The 23,224-nt window shown below is 71.3% G+C and carries 19 protein-coding genes and 2 tRNA genes; 15 read left to right on the top strand and 6 right to left on the bottom strand.

The genetic code is table 11. The annotated features are described in order from the left end of the window. Window positions 1–7: 7 nt before the first annotated feature. The gene (locus tag ACFVN5_RS00385; protein ID WP_376952644.1) at window positions 8–1,027 is read right to left on the bottom strand and encodes a diacylglycerol/lipid kinase family protein; all 1,020 of its coding nucleotides are present in this window, start codon (window positions 1,025–1,027) and stop codon (window positions 8–10) included. Between the two features lie 148 nt (window positions 1,028–1,175). Between ACFVN5_RS00385 and serS the strand changes: the two genes are divergently transcribed. The 6 genes from serS (at window position 1,176) to ACFVN5_RS00355 (ending at window position 6,506) form a co-directional block, all read left to right on the top strand. Next, on the top strand, window positions 1,176–2,444 hold the full coding sequence (serS, locus tag ACFVN5_RS00380; RefSeq protein ID WP_376952643.1) for a serine--tRNA ligase: 1,269 nt from the start codon (window positions 1,176–1,178) through the stop codon (window positions 2,442–2,444). Between the two features lie 2 nt (window positions 2,445–2,446). Next, complete coding sequence (locus tag ACFVN5_RS00375) at window positions 2,447–3,271, top strand: HAD family hydrolase (RefSeq protein WP_376952642.1); 825 nt, start codon at window positions 2,447–2,449, stop codon at window positions 3,269–3,271. 118 nt (window positions 3,272–3,389) lie between these two features. Next, window positions 3,390–4,598: an LCP family protein gene (locus ACFVN5_RS00370; protein WP_376952641.1), complete on the top strand. Its 1,209-nt coding sequence runs from the start codon at window positions 3,390–3,392 to the stop codon at window positions 4,596–4,598. A gap of 197 nt (window positions 4,599–4,795) precedes the next feature. Further along, window positions 4,796–4,880: transfer RNA gene (locus ACFVN5_RS00365), tRNA-Ser, on the top strand. Between the two features lie 37 nt (window positions 4,881–4,917). Then, a complete protein-coding gene (locus tag ACFVN5_RS00360) occupies window positions 4,918–6,210 on the top strand; it encodes an LCP family protein (RefSeq protein ID WP_376952640.1) in 1,293 nt (430 codons plus the stop codon). Between the two features lie 207 nt (window positions 6,211–6,417). Next, a tRNA-Ser gene (locus ACFVN5_RS00355) sits at window positions 6,418–6,506 on the top strand. Between the two features lie 69 nt (window positions 6,507–6,575). On the opposite strand, the gene ACFVN5_RS00350 is transcribed toward ACFVN5_RS00355, so the two are convergent. Then, complete coding sequence (locus ACFVN5_RS00350) at window positions 6,576–7,037, bottom strand: methyltransferase family protein (RefSeq protein WP_376952639.1); 462 nt, start codon at window positions 7,035–7,037, stop codon at window positions 6,576–6,578. A 215-nt stretch (window positions 7,038–7,252) separates the two neighbouring features. Between ACFVN5_RS00350 and ACFVN5_RS00345 the strand changes: the two genes are divergently transcribed. Together ACFVN5_RS00345 and ACFVN5_RS00340 are read left to right on the top strand one after the other, a co-directional pair. After that, window positions 7,253–8,359, top strand: a complete 1,107-nt coding sequence (locus ACFVN5_RS00345) for a ThuA domain-containing protein (protein WP_376952638.1) — start codon at window positions 7,253–7,255, stop codon at window positions 8,357–8,359. Between the two features lie 210 nt (window positions 8,360–8,569). Next, the gene (locus ACFVN5_RS00340) at window positions 8,570–10,468 is read left to right on the top strand and encodes an adenylyl cyclase (RefSeq protein WP_376952637.1); all 1,899 of its coding nucleotides are present in this window, start codon (window positions 8,570–8,572) and stop codon (window positions 10,466–10,468) included. A gap of 24 nt (window positions 10,469–10,492) precedes the next feature. Here the strand turns inward: ACFVN5_RS00340 and ACFVN5_RS00335 are convergent, their stop codons facing one another. Continuing rightward, entirely contained in the window at window positions 10,493–11,236 is a 744-nt protein-coding gene (locus ACFVN5_RS00335) for a TetR/AcrR family transcriptional regulator (protein ID WP_376952636.1), read from the bottom strand. A gap of 190 nt (window positions 11,237–11,426) precedes the next feature. Here ACFVN5_RS00335 and ACFVN5_RS00330 point away from each other — a divergent pair, with 190 nt between their 5' ends. The 5 genes from ACFVN5_RS00330 to ACFVN5_RS00310 are packed head-to-tail and all read left to right on the top strand — an operon-like array spanning window position 11,427 to window position 18,368. Further along, window positions 11,427–13,082 carry an amidohydrolase gene (locus ACFVN5_RS00330; RefSeq protein ID WP_376952635.1) on the top strand — a complete coding sequence of 552 codons (1,656 nt, stop codon included), beginning with the start codon at window positions 11,427–11,429 and terminating at the stop codon, window positions 13,080–13,082. A 16-nt stretch (window positions 13,083–13,098) separates the two neighbouring features. Beyond that, window positions 13,099–14,751, top strand: coding sequence for an ABC transporter substrate-binding protein (locus ACFVN5_RS00325; RefSeq protein ID WP_376952634.1), 1,653 nt, complete (start codon window positions 13,099–13,101; stop codon window positions 14,749–14,751). Next, window positions 14,738–15,754 carry an ABC transporter permease gene (locus tag ACFVN5_RS00320; RefSeq protein WP_376952633.1) on the top strand — a complete coding sequence of 339 codons (1,017 nt, stop codon included), beginning with the start codon at window positions 14,738–14,740 and terminating at the stop codon, window positions 15,752–15,754. Before ACFVN5_RS00325 ends, ACFVN5_RS00320 begins: the two co-directional genes overlap by 14 nt. Continuing rightward, entirely contained in the window at window positions 15,751–16,611 is an 861-nt protein-coding gene (locus tag ACFVN5_RS00315; RefSeq protein ID WP_376952632.1) for an ABC transporter permease, read from the top strand. The genes ACFVN5_RS00320 and ACFVN5_RS00315 overlap by 4 nt, the downstream gene beginning before the upstream one ends. Further along, window positions 16,608–18,368, top strand: coding sequence for a dipeptide ABC transporter ATP-binding protein (locus ACFVN5_RS00310; protein ID WP_376952631.1), 1,761 nt, complete (start codon window positions 16,608–16,610; stop codon window positions 18,366–18,368). The genes ACFVN5_RS00315 and ACFVN5_RS00310 overlap by 4 nt, the downstream gene beginning before the upstream one ends. 3 nt (window positions 18,369–18,371) lie before the next feature. On the opposite strand, the gene ACFVN5_RS00305 is transcribed toward ACFVN5_RS00310, so the two are convergent. Both ACFVN5_RS00305 and ACFVN5_RS00300 read right to left on the bottom strand, forming a co-directional pair. Then, window positions 18,372–18,647, bottom strand: coding sequence for a hypothetical protein (locus ACFVN5_RS00305; RefSeq protein WP_376952630.1), 276 nt, complete (start codon window positions 18,645–18,647; stop codon window positions 18,372–18,374). A 4-nt stretch (window positions 18,648–18,651) separates the two neighbouring features. Next, complete coding sequence (locus ACFVN5_RS00300; RefSeq protein ID WP_376952629.1) at window positions 18,652–18,924, bottom strand: hypothetical protein; 273 nt, start codon at window positions 18,922–18,924, stop codon at window positions 18,652–18,654. A gap of 143 nt (window positions 18,925–19,067) precedes the next feature. Between ACFVN5_RS00300 and ACFVN5_RS00295 the strand changes: the two genes are divergently transcribed. Then, complete coding sequence (locus ACFVN5_RS00295; protein WP_376952628.1) at window positions 19,068–19,499, top strand: hypothetical protein; 432 nt, start codon at window positions 19,068–19,070, stop codon at window positions 19,497–19,499. 91 nt (window positions 19,500–19,590) lie between these two features. Here ACFVN5_RS00295 and ACFVN5_RS00290 read toward each other — a convergent pair whose 3' ends face one another. Next, on the bottom strand, window positions 19,591–20,538 hold the full coding sequence (locus tag ACFVN5_RS00290; RefSeq protein WP_376952627.1) for a Ku protein: 948 nt from the start codon (window positions 20,536–20,538) through the stop codon (window positions 19,591–19,593). Window positions 20,539–20,620: 82 nt separating this feature from the next. Between ACFVN5_RS00290 and ACFVN5_RS00285 the strand changes: the two genes are divergently transcribed. Further along, entirely contained in the window at window positions 20,621–23,224 is a 2,604-nt protein-coding gene (locus tag ACFVN5_RS00285) for an ATP-dependent DNA ligase (RefSeq protein ID WP_376952626.1), read from the top strand.

The following is a 23,224-nucleotide window of genomic DNA, read 5'->3' as shown; positions in this document are numbered from 1 at the left end:
TCTGCCGTCAGTCCTCGACACGCACGAGCAGGGCGGCGGGGTCCACGCGGAAGCGGGCGGACACCACGGTGCCGAACTCGTCGCCGTCGATCTCGAACTCCTCGGCATCCGCCTCGATCTCGATGTCGACCGACCGGCCGCGCGAGTAGACGACCTCGCGACGGCGGCTGCCGCCCGTGAGGTCGAGGAACTGGCGCCCGAGCGCGCTCTTGCGCAGCACGCGGTTCTCCCAGGTTACGCGGCGCCAGACGAGGAGCCAGCCCATGAGGTTGCGTGGTTGCAGCACCACCACGTCGAGCTTGCCGTCGTCGAGCTCGGCGTCGGGAATGAGCTCGATGTTGCCCGGCAGGTAGCCGAGGTTGGCCACCAGGATGCTCGACACCCGCGAGCGGTGCAGGCGCCCGGCATCCGTTCGGTACACCACCCGGTACGGCTTCGACGCGGGGATCGCACGCAGCCCCGCGTCCACGTAGGCGAGCCAGCCGACCCGCTTCTTCAGGTCGGGGTTGGTGTTCGCGATCATGGCGGCGTCGATGCCGATGCCCGACATCACGAGCGAGGCGTGCGTCTCGTTGGTGCCGTCGGCGCGGGTGATGTCGGCCACGAGCACGTCGATCGCCCGGTCGACGCCCGCGAAGGCGAGCACGACCGCGTCGTCGTGGTCGTTCACGGGGATGCCGAGGTTGCGGGCGAAGAGGTTGCCCGTGCCGAGCGGCACCAGGCCGAGCGGCACGCCCGTGCCGCGCACGGCGGCCGCCACCGACCGCACGGTGCCGTCGCCGCCCGCCGCGATGATGAGGTCGACGCCCGCGGCGATCGCCTCGCGCGCCATGCCCTTGCCCGGGTCGTCGACCGCGGTCTCGAGCCACAGCGACGGGGCGTAGTGCTGCCGATCCTCCGCGGACTTCACGGCGGCGCGCAGCAGGTCGATCCCGCTCTTCGTCGGGTTGTAGATCACGGCCGCGCGCAGCTGCCCGCCGGCCCCGTCCACGCCTGTGGCCGCCTTGTGATGCGCATCCCCGGTCACGCTGCAACCGTATCGCTTCGAGCCGAGCGGATGCCCCGCGCCGTCGCCGTCGGTCCGGCGCCCGACCGGCGCCCGTCCGCGCTCCCGCCCCGGCCCCGGGCGGTCGGCGGCCCCGGGCGGTCGGTGGGCCCGGGCTAGACTGGCTCGCGTGATCGACCCCGTGCTGCTCCGCGAGAACCCCGAGCTGATCAAGCAATCGCAGGAGCTGCGCGGCGAGTCATCCGGCTTCGTCGACGACGCGCTCGCCGCGGATGCCGCGCGCCGCACCGCCATCTCGGAGTTCGAGTCCCTCCGCGCCGAGCAGAACGCGTTCGGCAAGCAGGTCGCCAAGGCGCCCAAGGAGGAGAAGGCCGCGCTCGTCGCGCAGGCGCAGGAGCTCGCCGCGAAGGTGAAGGAGGCGAACCAGCGCGCCGGCGAGGCCGAGTCCGCGTTCACGACGGCCATGCAGCGCATCGGCAACGTCGTCATCGACGGCGTCCCGGCCGGCGGTGAAGACGACTTCATCGTGCTCCGCGAGGTGGGGGAGATCCCGGCGTTCGACTTCGCGCCGCGCGACCACCTCGAGCTCGGCGAGCTGCTCGACGCCATCGACATGTCGCGCGGCGCCAAGGTCTCGGGCGCGCGCTTCCACTTCCTCAAGGGCGTCGGCGCCCGGCTCGAGCTCGCGCTCATGAACATGGGGCTCGACCGGGCCATCGCCAACGGCTTCACCCCGCTCATCACGCCGACCCTCGTGCGTCCCGAGATCATGCAGGGTACGGGGTTCCTCGGCGCGCACGCCGAGGAGGTCTACCACCTCCCCGCCGACGACCTCTACCTCGTGGGCACGAGCGAGGTGGCGCTCGCCGGGTACCACTCCGACGAGATCATCGACCTCTCCGACGGCCCGCTCCGCTACGCGGGCTGGTCGACCTGCTACCGCCGGGAGGCGGGCAGCCACGGCAAGGACACCCGCGGCATCATCCGCGTGCACCAGTTCGACAAGCTCGAGATGTTCAGCTACGTCGACCCGGCTGATGCCGAGGCCGAGCACGAGCGCCTGCTCGGCTGGCAGGAGGACATGCTGCAGTCCCTCGGCCTCACCTACCGCGTCATCGACGTGGCGGCCGGCGACCTCGGCTCGAGCGCCGCGCGCAAGTTCGACGTCGAGGCGTGGGTGCCGACGCAGCAGGCCTACCGCGAACTCACCTCCACCTCGAACTGCACGACGTTCCAGGCGCGCCGCCTCGACATCCGCCACCGCACCGAGAGCGGCAAGACGGCGCCGGTCGCCACGCTCAACGGCACGCTCGCCACGACGCGCTGGATCGTCGCCATCCTCGAGACCCACCAGCAGGCCGACGGCTCGGTGGTGGTGCCCGAGGCGCTCCGCGGGTACCTCGGCGGCCTCGAGGTGCTGGAGCCCAAGCGCGCATGAGCATGCCGGCCCCCCGACCCGCCGAAGCCGCGGAGCCGTGGCTCGTCGCGCTCGACGTCGACGGCACGATCCTGCACGAAGACGAGTCGATCGACGAGCGCGTCGCCGACGCGATCCTCGCGGCGCGTGAGCGCGGCCACGAGGTGACGCTCGCCACCGGGCGGTCGTGGGCCACGACGCTGCCCGTGCTCGAGCGCCTCGGCCTCAGCCCCGAGTACGTGGTGTGCGCGAACGGCGCCATCACGATGCGACGCGACGACGGGGCATCCGGCGGCTACTCGCGTGCGCATGTGGAGACCTTCGACCCGACCGCGGTGCTCGAGCGCATCCGGTCCTTCCTCCCGAGCGGGCGGTTCATGGTCGAGCTGCCCGACGGGTACCGCCTCTTCACGCAGGGAATGACCGACTGGAACCTCGAGAACGCCCACGAGGTGCGCTTCGACGAGCTGCTCGACCAGCTCGCCACGCGCGTGGTCGTGGTGTCGCCCGACCACGAGCTCGAGGAGTTCCTGCGGATCGTCGAGGAGATGGGCCTCCACCAGGTGAGCTACGCGATCGGCTGGACCGCATGGCTCGACATCGCCCCCGACGGCGTGAGCAAGGCCACCGCCCTCGAGCGTGTCCGCGGCTGGCTCGATCTCCCGTCCGACCGGGTGATCGCCGTCGGCGACGGCCGCAACGACATCGAGATGTTCTCGTGGGCCGGCGCGGCAGGCCGCTCAGTGGCCATGGGCCAGGCCCCCGCCGAGGTGCGCGCGGCCGCGGCGGAGACCGCCGAGGACGTGGACCACGCCGGTCTCGCGGCGGTGCTCGACTCGCTTCCCTGACGACTTCCCGCACGCTCGGGGCCTCGCCGGTTATCATCAGCGAGTCGGGAGGGGCGCGATGAGCGGTCGGTCTGCACCGGAGGGGCCCGTCGAGCCTGCCGTCCCGAGACACGGGCGGATGCCGCGCCACGGCGCCTGGGCGACCTACGGCAAGATCGCGGCGGCCGTCGTCGCCGTGCTCGCCATCAGTGCGACCGCGGTCGTCGGCTACGCCGCGGTGGACCTGCTCGCGACGGCCGCGGTGAAGCCGCCCGTGAAGCTCGAGAGCGAGAAGATGCTCGAGAACGTGCCCGACATCGGGGCGATGGAGGGCGGGCTCAACTTCCTGCTCGTCGGCAGCGACAAGCGTCCCGACGACGGTGCCTTCGGCGACCCCGCGGAGGAGTCGGCCGTGCTCAACGACGTCACGATGCTGCTGCACATCTCGCAGGACCACAGTCACGTCGAGGTCGTCAGCTTCCCGCGCGACATGCTCGTCGACGTGCCCGAGTGCGTCGATCCGAACAACCCCGAGGGCGAGCGGCTCTCCGCGCTGTCGGAGACGAGGATGAACGAGGTGCTCTCGTGGGGCGGCTTCGGCTGCGTCGCCGCCACCATCGAGCAACTCACGGGGGTGCAGATCCCCGTCGGCGGCATCGTCGAGTTCTACGGGGTCGCCGCCCTGTCGTCGGCGATCGGTGGCGTCGACGTCTGCGTCGTCGACCGCATCGAAGACCCCTATACCGGGCTCTTCCTCGACCCGGGGACGCATTCCCTGCAGGGCATGGATGCCCTCGCGTTCCTCCGCACCAGGCACGGCGTCGGCGACGGCAGCGACCTCGGGCGCATCTCGAACCAGCAGACGTTCCTCGCGTCGCTCATGCGCACGATGCAGAGCTCGGGCACCCTCGGCGACCCGGTGAAGCTGTACTCGATCGCCAAGGCCGTGCTCTCGAACATGACGCTCTCGACCGCGCTGCAGAACCCGGCCCAGCTCATGGCGATCGCGAGGACGCTGCAGGACATCGACCTCTCGAAGATCGTCTTCGTGCAGTACCCGACCGTGTACACCGATGGGTTCTCGGCGGTCGTGCCGGCCGAGTCGGCGCAGGCGCTCAATGCGGCGCTCGTCGCCGACCACCCGATCGCGATCGACCCCAACGCGACGAACAGCTCCGACTTCGGCACCGTGACCGACCCGAACGCGCCGGCTCCGGCCGAGCCGCCTCCCGCCGAGGCGCCGGCGACGGATGCCCCGGCCACCGCGCCGCCGGCTGACGCCCTGCCGTCGGACGTGACGGGCCAGACCGCGGCCGACGTGCGCTGCTCGAGCGCGAACGAAGGTTGACGCGCGGCCGCGGCATCCGCCCGCAGCCCGTGGTGCAGGCCGTGATGGTGGGGAAGCGTGCGCCTCGCGGCATCCGTCGACCGACCCGAATCAGCGCCTTCTCAGGGTCGAATGAGAGGCTCGTGGGAGTGCGCTTCGGCTAGAATCGGGGCCTGCCTGTGCGACGTGGCCCCTCACGGGGCTTCGGCGCGCCGGTTGGAGGGCTGTCCGAGCGGCCGATGGAGCTGGTCTTGAAAACCAGTGGGCAGCAATGCCTCGTGGGTTCGAATCCCACGCCCTCCGCGCGCACGACCTTTGACCACGACACGAGAGGCATCGGGTGAATCAGGACCTGCGTCACAGCTCACGTCGCGCCGCGAAGACCTCGTCCATCGCACGTCACGGCCGGCTCAAGGCCCACAGCGCGTGGAGGACGGTGGCGAAGGTCGCGGCATCCGTCGTCGCGATCACCCTGATCTCCGGTTCCGCCGTCGCCGCCTACGCGGCCTGGGACCTCGCCAGTACCGTGCAGCCCACGGTCAAGCTCGAGAGCGAGAAGGCGCTCGAGGGCGTGCCCGACGTCGGTGCGATGGAGGGCGGCGTGAACCTGCTGCTCATCGGCAGCGACAGCCGCGCCGGCCAGGGCGACGGCTTCGGCGATCCCGACGAGGAGACCGCCGTCCTCAACGACGTGACGATCCTGATGCACATCTCGCAGGACCACACGAACGCCTCCGTCGTGAGCTTCCCCCGCGACATGCTCGTCGACGTCCCCGCCTGCCAGGATCCGAACGATCCCTCGAGCACGCTCGACGAGCTCTACGGCGTGAAGATCAACTCCGTGCTCTCGTACGGCGGCATGAACTGCGTCGTCGAGACCGTGCAGTCGCTCACCGGCGTGACGATCCCGTTCGCGGGCATCGTGCAGTTCATGGGCGTCGCCGGCCTCTCCGAGGCCGTCGGCGGCGTCGAGGTCTGCGTCGCTGACCCGATTGAAGACGAGTACACCGGCACGTTCCTCGACGCCGGCAACCACACGCTGAGCGGCGTCGCCGCCCTGCAGTTCCTCCGCACGCGCCACGGCGTGGGCGACGGCAGCGACCTCGGCCGCATCTCGAACCAGCAGGTCTTCATGTCGGCGCTCGCCCGCAAGCTGCAGGGCGAGGGCACGCTGAGCGACCCGGTCAAGCTGTACTCGATCGCCAAGGCCGCGCTCGCCAACATGCAGCTCTCCTCGAGCCTCGCGGACCCCGCGCGCATGATCTCGATCGCCAAAGCCCTGAAGGACACCGACCTCGGCTCGATCGCGTTCATCCAGTACCCGACCGCTTACTCCGACGACGCGGTCGTGCCGACGGACTCGGCCCAGCTGGTCAACCTGGCACTCCAGGAGGACCGTCCGGTCTCGTTCAACTACGACAGCGCCTCGTCGGCCTTCGCGTCGGCCGGCGACCCGAACGCCGCACCGCCCGCCGAGGCCCCGGCCGAGGAGGCGCCGCCCGCCGAGGAGGCCCCCGCGTCGGATGCCGCGGCACCGCCGGTCGCGTCCGCGGAGGCGCTGCCCACTGACGTGTCGGGCCAGACCGCGGCCGAGACCCGTTGCTCGGCGGGGCGCTCGCTCGACGACCAGTAGGCGTTCGCTCGGCGGCTGCCCGGCCGGCTAGTTGCCTGGCTGTGGCTCGGTCGCCGTCGAGGTGACGCGAAACGCCCTTCCCTCGGTTCGGGGAGGGCGTTTCGCGTCCTCTTGACGGCCGCCGGTGGGAGCTGATGCGCCCGAATCGTCGTTCGCGGCATCCGCGGGTTATGATGGCTGTCGCGTCTGCGCGCAAGCGCGTCGCGAGGAGACGTCGCATAGTCCGGTCGAGTGCACCACCCTGCTAAGGTGGAGTCCCCGTAAGGGGACCGCGGGTTCAAATCCCGCCGTCTCCGCTCGATGAAAGCCCCGATCGTCCAGAAGTTCACGGACGGTGGGGCTCTTCTGCCGTGGCGGCCGGGTGGCTACAACCAGCGCCGCACCCGCGCTCGATACGCGTCGTACTCCGCGCCGAACTTCGAGCTGAGATAGCGCTCCTCGGGAGCGATCGCCCCCCACCAGAGCGCCGCGACCCCGACGGGCGTGAGCACGAGCGCCCAGAACGACGGCCAGAGCAACGCCAACGCCACGTCGAGTGCGATCAACCCGAGGTAGAGCGGGTTGCGGCTCACCGCGAACGGCCCGGTGTCGAGGATCGTGCTCGTCGAGTCGCCGGGGAGCAGGGCCGTGCGATGCCGGCCCATGAGCCACAGTGCCCAGCCGTTCCAGATGGCGAACGCGATGAGGAGGACGATCGCCACCGTCCGCGAGAGCGTGACGGGCATCGGGATCGGGTCCCCCACGATGGCCGTGACGCCCCACCCGATCACGAGTGGCACACCGAGTGCGATCGGCGGCCAGATCCGGTAGGCGGGCGCGTCGGCCATGCCCGCAGTGTAGCCCGGCGCTCGCCCCGGAGCCCGAGGAAGCATTCCTCTCTTTCGAGGATGCTCGGCGAAAGGTGACGGGAAAGCGGTTGACATCCGTCACCGCGCGGCAATAGGGTCAGGTCTGTAAATATGTCGTCTGCGGCAACATATTCACCGTGCACATCGGTGCAGGCGGCGTTCGGCAGGGTCCACTCGAAGAGGAGAAACGACCAATGAAGCAACACGTCCAACGGGCGATCACCGGGCTCTGCGCCGTCGGGGTCACGCTCAGCCTCGGCATCGCGGCGGCGCCCGCGAACGCCGCCGATGAGGACTACCAGGTGCTCGTCGTGGGGGAGACCCTCGGCTTCCGCCACTCGCACATCGACGACACGACGCGCGCCATCATCGCCCTCGGCGAGGAGAACGGCTTCGGCGTCGACGTCTGGGACCCGCCGCAGGGCAGCTCGCCCGGCCAGCCGACCCTCACCCTCCCGAGCTCGCCGTTCACGACGGCCGCCGACCTGTCGAAGTACGCGACCATCATCTTCGCGTCGCCGGTCGACGGGACGAACAACCTCGACCCGAACCGACCCCGCCTGCTGAACGACACCGAGCTCGCAGCGTTCCAGGGCTACATCCGCGGGGGCGGCGGCTACGTCGGCCTCCATGCGGCGACCGACTCGATGCACACCGTGCCGTGGTACAGCGAGCTGACCGGCGGCAGCGCGCGCTTCCGCAACCACCCCGCCCAGCAGACGGCGACGATGCGCGTCGAGAGCCCGGGGCATCCGTCGACCACCATGCTGCCCGCTGAATGGGTGCGCTTCGACGAGTGGTACAACTTCACGGCGAACCCGCGCGAGTCGGTGCACGTGCTCATCACGCTCGACGAGTCGACCTACAACCCGGGCAGCGGCCGCATGGGCGAGGACCACCCGCTCGCCTGGTGCCAGAACTTCGAGGGCGGCCGATCGTGGTACGAGGGCGCGGGGCACACGGATGCCTCGTGGAGTGACCCGCTCTTCCTCGCGCACGTGCTCGGCGGCATCGAGTGGACCGCCGGCAAGGTCACCGGTGGCGGCGACTGCGTGACGTTCAACGAGGTGGACGGCATCATCGCCGGCCTCGCCGACGGCTCGAACCGGGTCGAGAAGCTCTCGGCCGGCGTCAACGCCTACCTCGAGACCGCTGAGGCCGCGGCCGACGCGGGCGACCACGAGGGCGCGATCGAGGTGCTCAAGCAGGCCAAGGGCAAGGCGCACGGTCTCCAGGACGACACCCTCGTCGCGAAGATCGCCGACCTCATCGAATGGCAGGAGGCGCTCGCGGCCGCGTAGTCGCGATCCAGACCCGGAGGGCCCTCGGCGAATCGCCGGGGGCTCTCCGTCATGCCGCGGCCGACGCGCTCGATGCCGTGCCCCGCAACGCCTTGCGCGCGGCATCCGCCCGCCCCTACCCTGACCTCGGGATGGAGGATCCCTCAGCTCGGGGCCGCCCGAGGCGCGCCGAGCCGAACACGAGCAACACCTCGACGAGGAGGTCGGCGCATGCCCGAACCCACCCGAATCGGTCCACGACGCTTGGCGGGCGTCGTGCTCACCATGACCGCGATCGCGGCGCTCGTCGCCGGCGGCGCGGGCGCCGCGAACGCCGCTCCGCCCGGTCCGGTCCTCGCCGTCGCCGGTGCTCCCGACTTCGGGCCGAACGTCACGATCGTCGATCCCTCGATGCCGACCGACGACATCCAGGCGATCTTCGACGGCCTCGCCGCGGCGCAGGTGGACGACGAGATGGGCTCGAACCGGCACAGCGTGCTCTTCATGCCGGGCGCGTACGGCTCCGCGGGCGATCCGCTCCAGGCGCGCATCGGGTACTACACCGAGGTCGCCGGCCTCGGTGCGCAGCCGACCGACGTCGCCGTGAACGGCAAGCTCGAGGTGTACAACCGCTGCCTCGACGCCGGCGGCACCGCGAACTGCCTCGCGCTCGTGAACTTCTGGCGCACGATCTCGAACCTCTCGCTGCAGGTGAACGCGCTCGGCCAGGACGGATGCCGCGCCTCCGCGAACTTCTGGGCCGTCTCGCAGGCGGTGTCGATGCGCCGAGTGGACATCAGCGGGGCGAACCTCTCGCTCATGGACTACTGCACCGCAGGACCGCAGTACGCGAGCGGTGGGTTCATCGCCGACTCGCGGCTGCCGTTCGTGATCAACGGCTCCCAGCAGCAGTGGCTCATCCGCAACAGCGAGATCGGCGGCTGGTCGAACGGCGTGTGGAACCAGGTGTTCTCGGGCGTCGAGGGCGCACCGGATGACGCGACCTTCCCGAGCCCGCCGTACACCACGCTCGACGAGACCCCGGTCAGCCGCGAGAAGCCGTACCTCTACGTCGACGACGCGGGCAGCTGGTTCGTGCGGGTGCCCGCCGCGGCCACCGACACGCGCGGGATCACGTGGGCCGACGGCGAGACGCCCGGTCGCAGCATCCCGTTGCGCGACTTCGTCATCGCGAAGCCCGGCGACTCGATCGGCCAGCTCAACTCGCAGCTCGCGAAGGGCAAGCACCTCCTGCTGACGCCCGGCGTGTACGACGTCGGCAGCAGCATCCAGGTCAAGCGCGCCGACACGGTGGTGCTCGGCATGGGCCACGCGACCCTCACGGCCGTCGGCGGCGCGGTGCCGCTGAAGGTCGCGGATGCCCCGGGCATCGTCGTCGCCGGCGTCACGATCGACGCCGGCACCGTCGAGTCGCCCACGCTCCTCGAGGTCGGCAAGCCCGGGAAGGGGCAGTCCAAGAAGGTCGATCCCGCGAACCCGATCACGCTGTCCGACGTCTACTTCCGCGTCGGCGGCCCGCACGTCGGCAAGGTCGACACGGCGCTCGTCGTGAACAGCGACCACGTGCTCATCGACCACACCTGGGTGTGGCGCGCCGACCACGGCGTCGAGCCGTTCGTCGACGGCGTGAACGACGACACCGACCGCTGGAACACCAACACGGGCCGCACGGGCGTGGTCGTGAACGGCGACGACGTCACGGCGACCGGCCTGTTCGTCGAGCACTTCCAGCAGTACAACACCCTCTGGAAGGGGGAGCGCGGCACGACGGTGCTCTACCAGAACGAGCTGCCCTACGACCCGCCGACGCAGGCCGACTGGACGAGGCCTGACGGGACGCTCGGCTGGCCGGGCTACAAGGTCGCCGACGACGTCGCCGAGCACACGCTGTACGGCGGCGGGGTGTACGTGTTCAACCAGAACAACCCGTCGATCGTCACCGAGAACGGGTTCGAGGCGCCCGACGGCGCGGGCATCTCGCTGCACCACATCATGACGGTGAACCTCAGCGCGGGCACGATCCTGCACGTCGTGAACGGCATCGGCGACGCGGCCGACACGACGAGGATCGGCGTGCCGGTCTACGTCGTCGATTTCCCGGCGCCGTAGTCGACGCCGGTCGCGGCATCCGTCTCAGCCGGCGGATGCCGCGGCCGTGCGCTCGGCGGACTGGATGACCGACTCGACGCCGAGCTCGAACAGGTCTCGGTCCTGCAGGTCGGCGAGCAGGGTGCTGACCGAGGCGATGCGGGGGTGCGTGCGCGGATCCGCGAGGAGCGGCCCATCGATCCACGGGCTGTCCTCGACGTCGACCTGGCCGCGCTCGCTGCGTGCCCGGGCGATGCCGGCGGCGCTCGAGAGGGTGTGCGACGCGAGGAGCGCGTAGTGGCGCACCAGGTCCTCGCCGACGAGCCCGGCGCGTGAGAACGCGTCGAGCATGAGCTCGACGGCGTCGAGCTCGCCGGGGCCGTGCGTCGTGAGCACGACCGCCTCGACGCCGATCGCCGGGTAGCGGGCGAACAGGTCGAGCGTGACGTCGGCGAGCTGGCGGATGCGTCCGCGCCAGTCCTCGGGGTCGGCCGTCACGGTGGCCACGCAGCGGCCGATGAGCCCGTCGAGGAGCGCCTCCATGAGCTGCTCCTTGCTGCGGAAGTGGCGGTAGATCGCCGTGGGGTCGGCGCCGAGCCGGGCTCCGAGCTCGCGCACCGAGATGGAGGTCGTGCCGGGCACGGCCGCGAGTTCGAGCCCCGCCGCGATGATCGTGTCGCGATCGAGGCGCACCTTGGCACCGGACCCGGCGCGCGACGCCGCGGACCCCGTGGACGCGGCGGTCCCGGCGCGCGCCGCCTTCGGACGTCCCTCGCTCGTCGTCGTCATGGTGCTCCTGCTCGTCGCTGGTCCTTCATGGTGCCACGCCCGCGACCCCCGTGTCACCACACGTGCGGGCGTGGCAGGGCTCCAGCATAACGAATCGGCCAACGGTGCTGTCAACAATGTTGACATCGGTGTTGCGCCGCGACTACGCTCGCCGAATCCCACCCGTTCGACGAGGAAGCGAGGGGCGCTGTTGCCTGCAGACGTACTGTTCACCGGCGGAGCCGTGTTCACCGGAACCGGGGAGCCCCTGCACGGGCATGCCGTGGTCGTGACGGGAGACCGCATCACCGCCGTGGTGCCCGAGTCCGAGGCATCCGCCCACGTCGGCGAGGCCACCCGGGTGGTCGATCTCGCCGGCGCCCTGCTCAGCCCGGGCTTCCAGGACGCGCACGTGCACCCCTTGAGCGCAGGCGTCGAGCTGCTCATGTGCAACCTCACCGAGGCGACGGATGCCGCGGACGCCGTCGCACGGGTCAAGGCCTACGCCGACGCGAACCCCGACGAGGCCTGGATCCAGGGCGGCGGCTGGTCGATGGACCACTTCCCGGGGGGAGCGCCCGTGCGCACGCTGCTCGACGCGGTCGTGCCCGACCGCCCGATCGTGCTCATGAGCCGCGACCACCACTCGACGTGGGCGAACACCGCAGCGATCACCGCGGCCGGCATCGACGCCGCGACGCCCGACCCCGCCGACGGTCGCGTCGAGCGCGAGGCCGACGGCACGCCGGCAGGCACGTTCCACGAGGGCGCGAGCAACCTCTTCGACCACGTCCGCCCGGCGATCGGCGCCGACCTCGCCTACGCGGGCCTGCTCCGCGCGCAGGACGAGCTCATCGCGCTCGGGATCACCGGATGGCAGGACGCGTGGGTCGGCACCGGACTCGGCGGCGTGCAGGACGTGGCATCCGTCTACCGTCGTGCCCTGCTCGACGGAACGCTGCGCGCCCACGTCGTGGGCGCGCAGTGGTGGGAACGCGCCGGCGGCCTCGAGCAGGTCGAGGAGATGACCGCGCGGCGGGCCGAGTTCGCGGCGCTCGACGGCGGCCGCTTCACGCTCGGCACGACGAAGATCATGGTCGACGGCGTCGCCGAGAACCAGACCGCCGCGATGCTGACTCCCTACCGCGACGTGCACGGGCACGACACCGCGAACAGCGGCCTCTCGTTCATCGACCCCGAGCAGCTGCGCGAGATCGTCACGCAGCTCGACCGCGCCGGATTCCAGGTGCACTTCCACGCGCTCGGCGACCGGGCCGTGCGCGAGGCGCTGGACGCGGTCGAGGCCGCCCGAGCCACGAACGGCCCGACCGACGGGCGGCACCACCTCGCGCACCTGCAGGTCGTCGAGGAGACCGAGACGGCCCGCTTCGCGGAGCTCGACGCGGTCGCCAACATCCAGGCCCTCTGGGCCACCCACGAGGACCAGATCGACGAGCTCACGCTGCCGTTCCTCCAGGACGGCGCCGAGGCGCGCCAGTACCCGTTCGGCGACCTCGTGCGACACGGCGCCCGGCTCGCCGCGGGCAGCGACTGGCCGGTCTCGAGCGCCGACCCGATGGACGCGATCCACATCGCCGTCACGCGGGTCGCGCCCGGCCGCGACGACGAGCCGCTCGGCGGCGCCCACCAGCGCCTCGACCTCGCCACCGCGATGGCCGCCTACACCTCGGGCACCGCCTGGGTGAACCACCGCGACCACGACACCGGTCACGTGCGCGAGGGCTACCTCGCCAACCTCGTCGTGCTCGACCCCGACCCGTTCTCCCTCCCCGCCGACGAGATCCACCGATCCACCGTGGAGTCCACGTGGATCGAGGGCGAGCTCGTCTACTCCCGCACCACCTGACCCCCTGAGGAGCATCATGACCACGCCACGCCTCCCTGCCCGGCGCCGGTTCCGGCGCACCACGGCGATCGTCGCCGGCGGCCTCGGCGCCGTCCTCGCCCTCGCGGGCTGCACGCCCGAGCCCGCACCCGACACGAACGTCGACTGGGAGCTCACCGCGACTACCGACGCCCCGTCGGGCGACATCGACTCGTACACGTGGGTGAGCTACGCCGAGCCGTTCTCGCTCGACTACGCCTACGCGTTCGACTACGCCGACAACCAGGTGCTCGCCAACGTCTGCGAGTCGCTGCTGCGACTGAATCCCGACTACACGCTGTCGCCCGGGCTCGCGGAGTCGTACGAGCATCCCACCCCTGAGACGTGGGTCTACACGATCCGCGACGGCGTGACCTTCCACGACGGCACGCCGCTGACGGCGGCCGACGTGGTCGCGTCGATGAGCCGCCACCTCGATCCCGCGGTGGGCTCGTCGTGGTACTCCGTCTACCAGAACGTGGTCTCGATCGAGCAGACCGGCGACCGCGAGGTCACTGTCACCGAGGCGATCCCCGACTCGCAGTTCAACCTGGCGATGGGCGGCTCGGCCGGCGTGGTCGAGTCCGCTGCCACGCTCGAGGCCGCGGGCGCCGACTACGGCAACTCCAGCGGCGGCGTGAACTGCACCGGCCCGTTCTCGCTCGAGGAGTGGAAGTCGGGCGAGTCCATCACGCTCGCACGTTACGACGACTACTGGGACGACTCACTGCGCGCGAAGTCGGGCGAGGTCGAGTTCCTCTTCATGAACGACGCCACCGCCCGCGTCAACGCGCTGAAGTCGGGCGAGGTCGACGGCGGCTGGATGATCCCCTTCGACGCGATCGGCCAGCTCGAGGCATCCGGGGTCGGCGACGTGTACTTCGGCCTGAGCACCGCGGTCTCGAGCCTCATCGTCTCGAACCTCGACGGCCCGCTCGGCGACCTGCGCGTGCGCACCGCGCTGCTCATGGCGCTCGATCGCCAGGGCATCGTGGATGCCGCGGCGAAGGGCTACGGCGACGTGACGAACGCGCTCACCACCGAGTCCGTGTGGGTCGGTGCGAGCGACGCCGCACTCGACTCGGCGTTCGAGGGCCTCGAGGAGTACCCGTACGACCTCGAGGAGGCCAAGCGCCTCGTCGAGGAGGCCGGCGCGACGGGCGAGGAGATCACCTTCGCGACCGCGCCGATCGGGAGCGACTTCAACATCATCGCCCAGGCCACCGCGGCCGCGGCCGAGTCCATCGGCCTGAAGGCGACGATCGAGACGGTGACGCCGAACGCGTACACGGCGCTGTTCTCCGACCCGAGCGCCCGCGAGGGCATCGACCTCTTCTACACGGTCTGGTACCTGTCGAGCCCCGACCCGCTCGAGATGTACAGCGTGCTGCGCACCGGCGAGTTCAGCAACTACGGCGAGTGGAGCGACCCCGAGTTCGACCAGGTTGTCAACGAGGCGATCGCGATCGACGACCCGGCCGCCCGCTCCGAGAAGACCGCAGAGGCGCAGCGCATCGCGAACGAGCAGCTGCCCTGGCTGCCGCTCTTCATCGGCCCCATGCCGGTGTTCATGGGCGAGCGGATCACGGGCGTCTCGCCGTCGATCGCGTTCCTCTACTACCCGTGGGCGGCGACCATTGGCGCTCGCTGATCCGGCCGGGCGCACCGCCGCCCGATCCGGCGGGGCGTGGGCCGGCACGGCCACGCTCCGCCGGGTCGGCGGCAAGCTCGGAGCCCTCGCCCTCACGCTCTTCCTGGCGTCGCTGCTCGTGTTCTTCTCCAGGTTCCTCGTACCCGGCGACCCCGTGAGCTTCCTGCTGCGGGGACGCAAGCCGAGCCCCGAGGCGGTGGCCCAGGTCACCGAGCAGTACGGCCTCGACCTGCCCCCCTGGCAGCAGTACATGAACTGGATCGCGGGCGTGCTGCACGGCGACTTCGGCCGGTCGCTCCAGTACCGGCAGGACGTCTCGACCGTCATCGGCGAGCGGCTCCCCGTGACGCTGGGGCTCGTGCTCATGGCCGGGCTCATGATCGCCGTCGTCGGCATCGTCGCCGGGATCATCGCGGCCCTCAACCGCGGCCGCGTGCTCGACCGGGCGGTGCTCATCGGGCTCACCGTGCTCGGCGCGATCCCGTCGTTCGTGGGTGCGATCGTGCTCATCGCGATCTTCGCGGTACAGCTCGGGTGGTTCCCGTCGTTCGGCTCGGGGGAGGGCGGCCTCGACACCGCGTACCACCTCGTGCTGCCGTCGATCGCCCTCGCGATCGTGTTCGTCGTGCTCGTCGGCAAGGTCACCCGCTCGTCGATGGTCGACCAGCTCGACCGCGAGCACGTCGAGGTGGCCACGAGTCGCGGCCTGAAGCGCGCGACCGTCGTGCGCCGCCACGTGTTCCGCAACGCGATCGGCCCGATCCTGACGGTGAGCGGCCTGCTCGTCGCGGGCCTGCTCGTGGCGAGCTCCATCGTCGAGGCGGCCTTCGGGCTCGCGGGTGTCGGCTCCCTGCTCGTGCAGTCGGTCGACCGGCTCGACTTCCCGGTCGTGCAGGCGATCGTCCTCCTCGTGGTCGCGGCGTTCGTCGTCGTGAACGCGATCGTCGACCTCCTCGAACCATGGATCGACCCGCGATCCGCAGCAGGAGCTGGTGCCCGATGACCACCCCTACCCTCGCCGTCGAGGTGCTGCGCGCGCCGCGCGCCCGACGGGCGAACACCACCTTCCTCGTCAGCGTCGGCATCGTCGCCGTGATGACGCTCGCCGCGATCCTCGCCCCGCTCATCGCGCCGTACCCGCCCGACCAGGTCGACCTCGGCGCCGTGCACGCCGGACCGAGCGCCGCGCACTGGCTCGGCACCGACGCCCTCGGCCGCGACCTGCTGAGCCGCCTGATCTACGGCGCCCGCACCGCGCTGCTCGGCCCGCTCCTCGTCGTGCTGACGTCGACCGTGCTCGGCATCCTGCTGGGCCTGCTCGCCGGATGGCGCGGCGGCTGGCTCGACGCGGTGCTCGGCCGCATCTTCGACGTCGTGTTCGCCTTCCCGTCGCTGCTCATCGCGATCATGGCGGTCGCCCTGTTCGGCAAGGGGCTCGTCGCTCCGGTCATCGCCATGAGCATCGCGTACATGCCGTTCGTGGCCCGGCTCACCCGGTCGCTCGTGACCGCGGAGCGCAGCCGTCCGTACGTCGCGGCCTACCGCGTGCAGGGGTTCGGCGGCGGCTGGATCGCGTTCCGCCGGGTGCTCCCGAACGTGACCCCGATCGTCGGCGCGCAGTCCACGCTCAACTTCGGCTACGTGCTCGCCGAGCTCGCCGCCCTCTCGTTCCTCGGCCTCGGCGTGCAGGCGCCGACCGCCGACTGGGGCGCCATGATCAACGAGGCCCAGGCCGGCCTCATCGGCGGCTACTTCCTGCCCGCCCTCGTGCCGGCCGTCGCCGTGGTGGTAGTCGTGGTCGCCGTGAACGTGATCGGCGAGGAACTGTCCGACCGCATCGGAGGCGAGATCCCCGCATGACCCTCCTCGACATCGATCGACTCACGCTCGACCTGCCCGACGGCCCGCGCCTGCTCGACGGCATCTCGCTCAGCGTCGCTCCCGGCGAGACCGTCGGACTCGTCGGCGAATCGGGCTCGGGCAAGTCCCTCACCGCGCGCTCGGTGCTCGGCCTGTTCCCCGATCGGGCGACGACCGGCGGCTCCGTGCGGCTCGAGGGCCGCGAGGTGCTCGGCGCGTCCACGCGCGAGCTGCTCGCCCTGCGCCGTCGCAGTGCCGCGATGGTGTTCCAGGACCCGCGCGCCGGCATCAACCCCATGCGCACGATCGGCGACCACCTCACCGAGGCCACGCGGATCGCCGACCGGCGTCCCGCAGCCGAGGCCCGTGCCCGCGCGGTCGAGCTGCTCGGCGCCGTGCGGATGCCGCGCCCCGACGAGCACCTGTCCCAGCACCCGCACGAGCTGTCGGGCGGCATGCTCCAGCGCGTGATGATCGCGGGAGCCCTCATGAGCTCGCCGCCCCTGCTCATCTGCGACGAGCCGACGACCGCGCTCGATGTGACGACGCAGGCCGAGATCATCTCGGTGCTCGTCGAGCAGCAGGCGAGTCGCGGCATGGGCATGCTCTTCATCACGCACGACCTCACCCTCGCCGCCTCGCTCTGCGACCGCATCGTGGTCATGAGCAAGGGCCGCGTCGTAGAGCGCGGCCACGCCCGGCAGGTGTTGCGCGATCCGCAGGCCGAGTACACCAAGCGGCTCGTCGCGGCCACGCCGACCATCGCGATCCGCGGGTCGGCCGACGGTGAAGCCGCGTCCTCCTCCCGCGGGTCGAGGAGCGGCGAAGCCGCGTCTCGAGACCCAGAGCCGGCGACGATGGATGCCGCGACGCCGACGGATGCCGCGCGCACCGCGTCACCCGCCGCCGACGTCGCCCCCGCGGCATCCGCCGCCCCCGAGCCGATGCTCGTCGTGACGGCGCTCGCGAAGACCTACCGTCCGCGCGGCCGGACCCCGGTGCGCGCCGTGGCCGGCGCCTCGATCGCGATCCCCCGCGGCGGTGCGCTCGGTGTGGTGGGCGAGTCGGGGTCGGGCAAGTCGACGCTCGCGCGCATGATCGTCGGACTCGAGCAGGCCGACTCCGGCGACATCCGGATCGACGGACGCGAGCGCACCGCCGCGCCGCGCACCCGCGCCGAGCGGCTCGCGCACGCCCGGTCGGTGCAGATGGTGTTCCAGGACCCGTACCTCTCGCTCGACCCACGCGTGACCGCGGGCCGTGCCGTCGAGGACGCCCTGCGCCTGCACGCCAAGCTGTCGACCGCCGAGGCTCGCGCCCGGGTGCTCGACCTGCTCGAGCAGGTCGGCCTCGATGCCCGCCATGCGAACGCCCGGCCGAAGACCCTGTCGGGCGGCCAGCGCCAGCGCGTCGCCATCGCCCGTGCGCTCGCCGTGGAGCCCGACCTGCTCGTGATGGACGAGGCGACCAGCGCGCTCGACGTCTCGGTGCAGGCGCAGGTGCTCGACCTCGTCGCGCGCATCCGCCGCGAGCGCGGCCTCACCGTGCTCTTCATCAGCCACGACCTCGCGGTCGTGCGGCGGGTCTGCGACGAGACCGTCGTGATGCAGCACGGCGAGATCGTCGAGCGCGGCCGCACGGCGGAACTGCTCGACGCACCGCGGCATCCGTACACCCGGCTGCTGCTCGACTCGGTGCCGCGACCCGCGTGGGACGAGGCATCCGTCGTCGAGGCGGCTGATCGCGTGCTCGCCTGACCGCTACTCGAGGTTGTCCACCGGGGTCGTCTCGTCGAGGGGGTCGCCCTCGCTCGCGCTCGTCACCTCGGAGCCGTCGCGGGCATCGGGGGAGGCGCCGGGCGACGTGCCCTCCTCGGCGGCCTGCCGGTCGGCGTCGGCGGACTCGACGAGCTCCTCCTCGAGGTCGGGGTCGAGCGGCGGCCGCGGGTCGCGGTCCTGCGCGAAGGGTTCCTCGAGCGGGTCGACGAAGTCGGTCACGGTGTCCTTCCCTTCCCCGATGCCGCGGGCTCGCGGCATCCGATCACTCCCACTCCTCGACCTCCTCGAGGTCGAAGTCCACGTCGCCGGTGTCGTCGGGGCCGCCCGTGCCCGGCACGGCCCGCACCCGGGAGGTGTCGAGGTCGTCGTCGAGTCCGTCTGGGAGCGGGTCGCGCTGCTTCGCGGCGGTCTCCTGCTCGCTGGCTGGGCTGTAGCTCACGTCCTTGCGGGTCTGCTCGGCATCGTCCAGCGCTCCGCGGTCGCCGGTGCCGGCGTCGGGGTTGCGACCGGAACCGGTCTCGTCTGCCGTGCTCATGCGCCGAGCGTAGGTCGACGGATGCCGCGCCGGCAGGCCCTTGACACGTGCTCGGTGCCGCCTCCATGCCGACGCATGCAACCGTCCCCTGTCGGGGGGTCATGGCTAGGCTGGATCACACCACGATCAGGGGGATTGCAACCATGCAACGAATCATGACGTCCGCTGCGCTGGTGTTCGCCGGCGCCCTGCTGCTGGCCGGCTGCACCGCCGGTGGAGGCGGCTCCACGAGCGCCGCCGCCGCCGACCCGTGCCAGGCGGTCAACTCGGAGGTCCGCGACATCTCGAACGGCGCGCAGAACGTGCTCGCCGCCGGCGGCGACCCGAGCGAGATGCAGGATTCGCTCGACGGCTACAGCGAGCGGGTGACCGCGCTCGACGAGCAGTACGGCTCCGACACCGGCACGTCGGAGGCGCTCGGCGTGCTCAACGAGCAGATCGACGCGGCATCCTCGTTCGCGGCGACGCTGCCCACCGATCCCGACGCGGAGGTCGACTCCGAGGCCGTGGCCGAGCAGCAGGGTGCGATCGCCGAGGCGGCGACCGAGGTCACCAACTCCTGCGACGCGGGCTGACACCCGCCCCACGCGAACGGCGCGCGGCATCCGCTCATCGGATGCCGCGCGCCGTCGTCATGCGGCCGCTCGCGCGGTCAGGACACCGCGATCAGGACGCCGCCTTCTTGGCCGGCGCCTTCTTCGCGGGGGCCTTCTTCTTCGCCCCCTCGCCCGACGACTTCGCGCCGCCCGCGGCCGACTTCGACGTGGACTTGGCGCCCGAGCCGCTCTTCGACGAGCCCGACGAGCTCGACTTCGCGGCATCCGATCCGCCCCGCTTCGACGCGATGGACTGGCGCAGCGCCTCCATGAGGTCGATGACCTCGCCGCCGGCCTCCTCCTCGGGCTGCTCGCCGAACGTCGCGGCCGTGTCGATCGCGTCGCCCTGCTCGAGCTTGGCCGTGATGAGGGTGCGCAGCTCCTGCTGGTACTCGTCGACGAACTGCGCCGGCTCGAAGTCGGAGACCAGGCTCTCGACGAGCTGCTTCGACAGCTCGAGCTCCTGCGACGAGATCTTCACGGGCTCGTCGAGCGACGGGAAGGCGGCCTCGCGCACCTCGTCGCTCCAGAGCAGCGTCTGCACCATGAGCACGTCGCCGTAGACGCGCAGCGCAGCCAGCCGGGTCTTCTGGCGCAGCGCCATGCGCACGATCGCGGTGCGGTCGGTCGACTCGAGCGTGCGGCGCAGCAGCACGTACGCCTTGTTCGAGGCCGAGTCGGGCTCGAGGTAGTAGCTCTTGTCGAACATGATCGGGTCGATCTGCTCGGTCGGCACGAACTCGACGACCTCGATCTCGCGGCTGCGCTCGGCGGGCAGCGACTTCAGGTCCTCGTCGGTGATGATCACCGTGCGCTCGCCGTCGTCGTAGGCCTTGTCGATGTTCTTGTAGTCGACGGGCTTGCCGTCGATCTCGCAGATGCGTTGGTAGCGGATGCGCCCACCGTCCGCGTCGTGCACCTGGTGCAGTGACACGTCGTGGTCCTCGGTAGCGCTGTACAACTTGACGGGCACATTGACCAGGCCGAATGTGACCGCCCCCTTCCAGACGGCTCGCATGCCTCCAGTACACACCCCGGGCCCGCGCGGGCGGAACCCCCTGCCCTCGCGGTGACTCGCCGTGGTGCGCGAGGATGGACGCGTGGCCGAGGGCACGCGCCAGCTCGTGGAGGTCGACGGTCGGAGGCTCCGGCTGACGAACCTCGACAAGGTCATGTATCCCGAGACGGGCATGACCAAGGGCGAGGTGATCTCCTACTACGCGGAGGTCGCCCCCGTCATGGTGCCCCTCACCGCCGGGCGACCGGTCACGCGCAAGCGGTGGGTGCAGGGCGTGGGCACCCCGGATGCCCCGGGCCAGGTGTTCTTCGAGAAGAACCTCGCCGAGCACGCGCCCGACTGGGTGCGCCGCGGGGTCATCCAGCACTCCGACGGGCCGAAGACCTACCCGATCGCCGACAACCGGGCGACGCTCGTCTGGCTCGCGCAGCAGGCGTCGCTCGAGGTGCACGTGCCGCAGTGGCGCTTCCGCCCCGACGGCGGGCGCGGCAACCCCGACCGCATGGTGTTCGACCTGGACCCCGGCCCGGGCATGGGGCTCGCGGAATGCGCCGAGGTGGCCCGGCTCGTGCGGGCGATCCTCGACGGGATGTCGCTGGAGGCGTTCCCCGTGACGAGCGGCAGCAAGGGCATCCACCTCTACGCTCCGCTCGACGGCGCACAGACGTCCGAGCAGATCTCGGCCGTCGCGCACGAGCTCGCGCGCGCCCTCGAGGCTGACCACCCCGAGCTCATCGTGTCGAGCATGCGCAAGACGCTCCGCGAGGGGCGGGTGCTCATCGACTGGAGCCAGAACAACCAGAACAAGACGACGATCGCGCCGTACTCGCTGCGCGGGCGGTTCCGTCCGACGGTGGCGGCGCCGCGCACGTGGGAGGAGCTCGACGACCCCGACCTGCGGCACCTCGAGGCGCACGAGGTGCTCGAGCGTGTGGCCGCCGGCATCGACCCGACCGCCCCGCTCGCGGCATCCGGCGGCTCAGGGGCTGGACCGCTCGCCACCTACCTCTCGATGCGCGAGGCCGGCGCGACGCCCGAGCCGATGCCCTCATCGGCGTGGGGAGCGTCGAGCGACGGCCTGCCGCGGTTCGTGATCCAGGAGCACCACGCCCGTCGGCTGCACTACGACCTGCGGCTCGAGCGCGACGGCGTGCTGAAGAGCTGGGCGGTGCCGAGGGGTGTCCCCGAGGGGACCGACCGGAACAACCTCGCAGTGCAGACCGAGGACCACCCCATGGAATACCTCGTCTTCGAGGGCACGATCCCGGCCGGGCAGTACGGCGCGGGCGGCATGACGGTGTGGGACACCGGCACCTACGAGACCGAGAAGTGGCGCGACGAGGAGGTGATCTTCACGCTCACCGGCCGTCCGGGCGGCCCGCTCGGCGAGGTGCGCCTCGCGCTCATCCGCACGGAGGGCGAGGGGGAGAAGTCGCAGTGGCTCCTGCACCGCATGAAGGACCAGCGTGCCGGGCACTGGAGCCCGTCGTCGAAGGCACGGCACGAACGGAACGTGTCTTCGCTGGTTGAAGAGCGCCCGGCGGAGAGTCCGGGGGTTGAGGAGCGCCCGGCGGAGCCGGACGCGTCTCGAAACCCCCTTGCGCAAGCGGGTTTCGAGACGCCGGCAGAGCCGGCTCCTCAACCCGCGGGGTCCGCGCACGCAGGTCTCGAGACGCCGGCGGAGCCGGCTCCTCGACCCCCGGAGGCCGAGGACGACGGCGTCGAACCCATCCTCGTCCGGCCCATGCTCGCGACCTCGGGCACGCTCGGCCGCCTGGCGGGGGAGGAGTGGGCGCTGGAGTGGAAGTGGGACGGCATCCGCGTGCTCGCCCGGGCCGACGGCGGCGGCATCCGCCTGCTGAGCCGCCGGGGGAACGACGTGACGGCCACCTACCCCGAGCTCGCGGGGCTTCCGAGGGTCCTGCGCGGCGACGCCCTCGTCGACGGAGAGATCGTGGCGCTCGACGACGAGGGGCGTCCCAGCTTCGAGCTGATGCAGCAGCGGATGAACCTGGCCCGTCCGCGCGAGATCGAGCGGGTCGCGGCATCCGTGCCGGTACGGCTGCTGCTCTTCGACGTGCTCGAGATCGCCGGGTCGCCGGTCATGCAGCTGCCGTACCGCCGGCGACGTGAGCTGCTCGAGCGACTGCTGCGCCCGCGCGCCGGCGTCCCGGTGGAGGTGCCGGCTGCGGCGACGGGCGAACCCGCCGAGGCGTTCGAGGAGAGCCGCCGCCTCGGCCTCGAAGGGCTCGTGGCCAAGCGCCCCGACTCGCCCTACCGGCCGGGCGTGCGCTCGGAGGACTGGCTGAAGCTGAAGCTCACGCGCACGCAGGAGGTCGTGATCGGCGGCTATCGCAAGGGCATCGGCACGCGAACGGGCCACATCCGCTCACTGCTCGTCGGCATCCCGGGCGAGCACGGGCTCGAGTACGCGGGGCGCGTCGGCAGCGGCTTCAAGGAGGTCGAGCTCGACCGGCTCCTGAAACAGCTCGACGGACTCGAGCAGCCGACGCCGCCCTTCGTGGAGGTGCCGGCGATCGATGCCAAGGACGCGGTCTGGGTGCGGCCCGAGCTCGTCGGCGAGATCGAATTCGGCGAGTGGACCCGCACGGGCGTCGCCCGGCACCCGAGGTGGCGAGGGCTCCGTTCCGACAAATCCCCAGATGAGGTCGTGCGGGAAGCGTAA

This window comes from Agromyces sp. NPDC057865 (genome assembly GCF_042796995.1).
In the GTDB taxonomy this organism is placed as follows: Bacteria; Actinomycetota; Actinomycetes; order Actinomycetales; family Microbacteriaceae; genus Agromyces.
The sequence above is the reverse complement of the archived record's forward strand: the minus strand, read 5'-3'. Positions and strand labels throughout refer to the sequence as shown.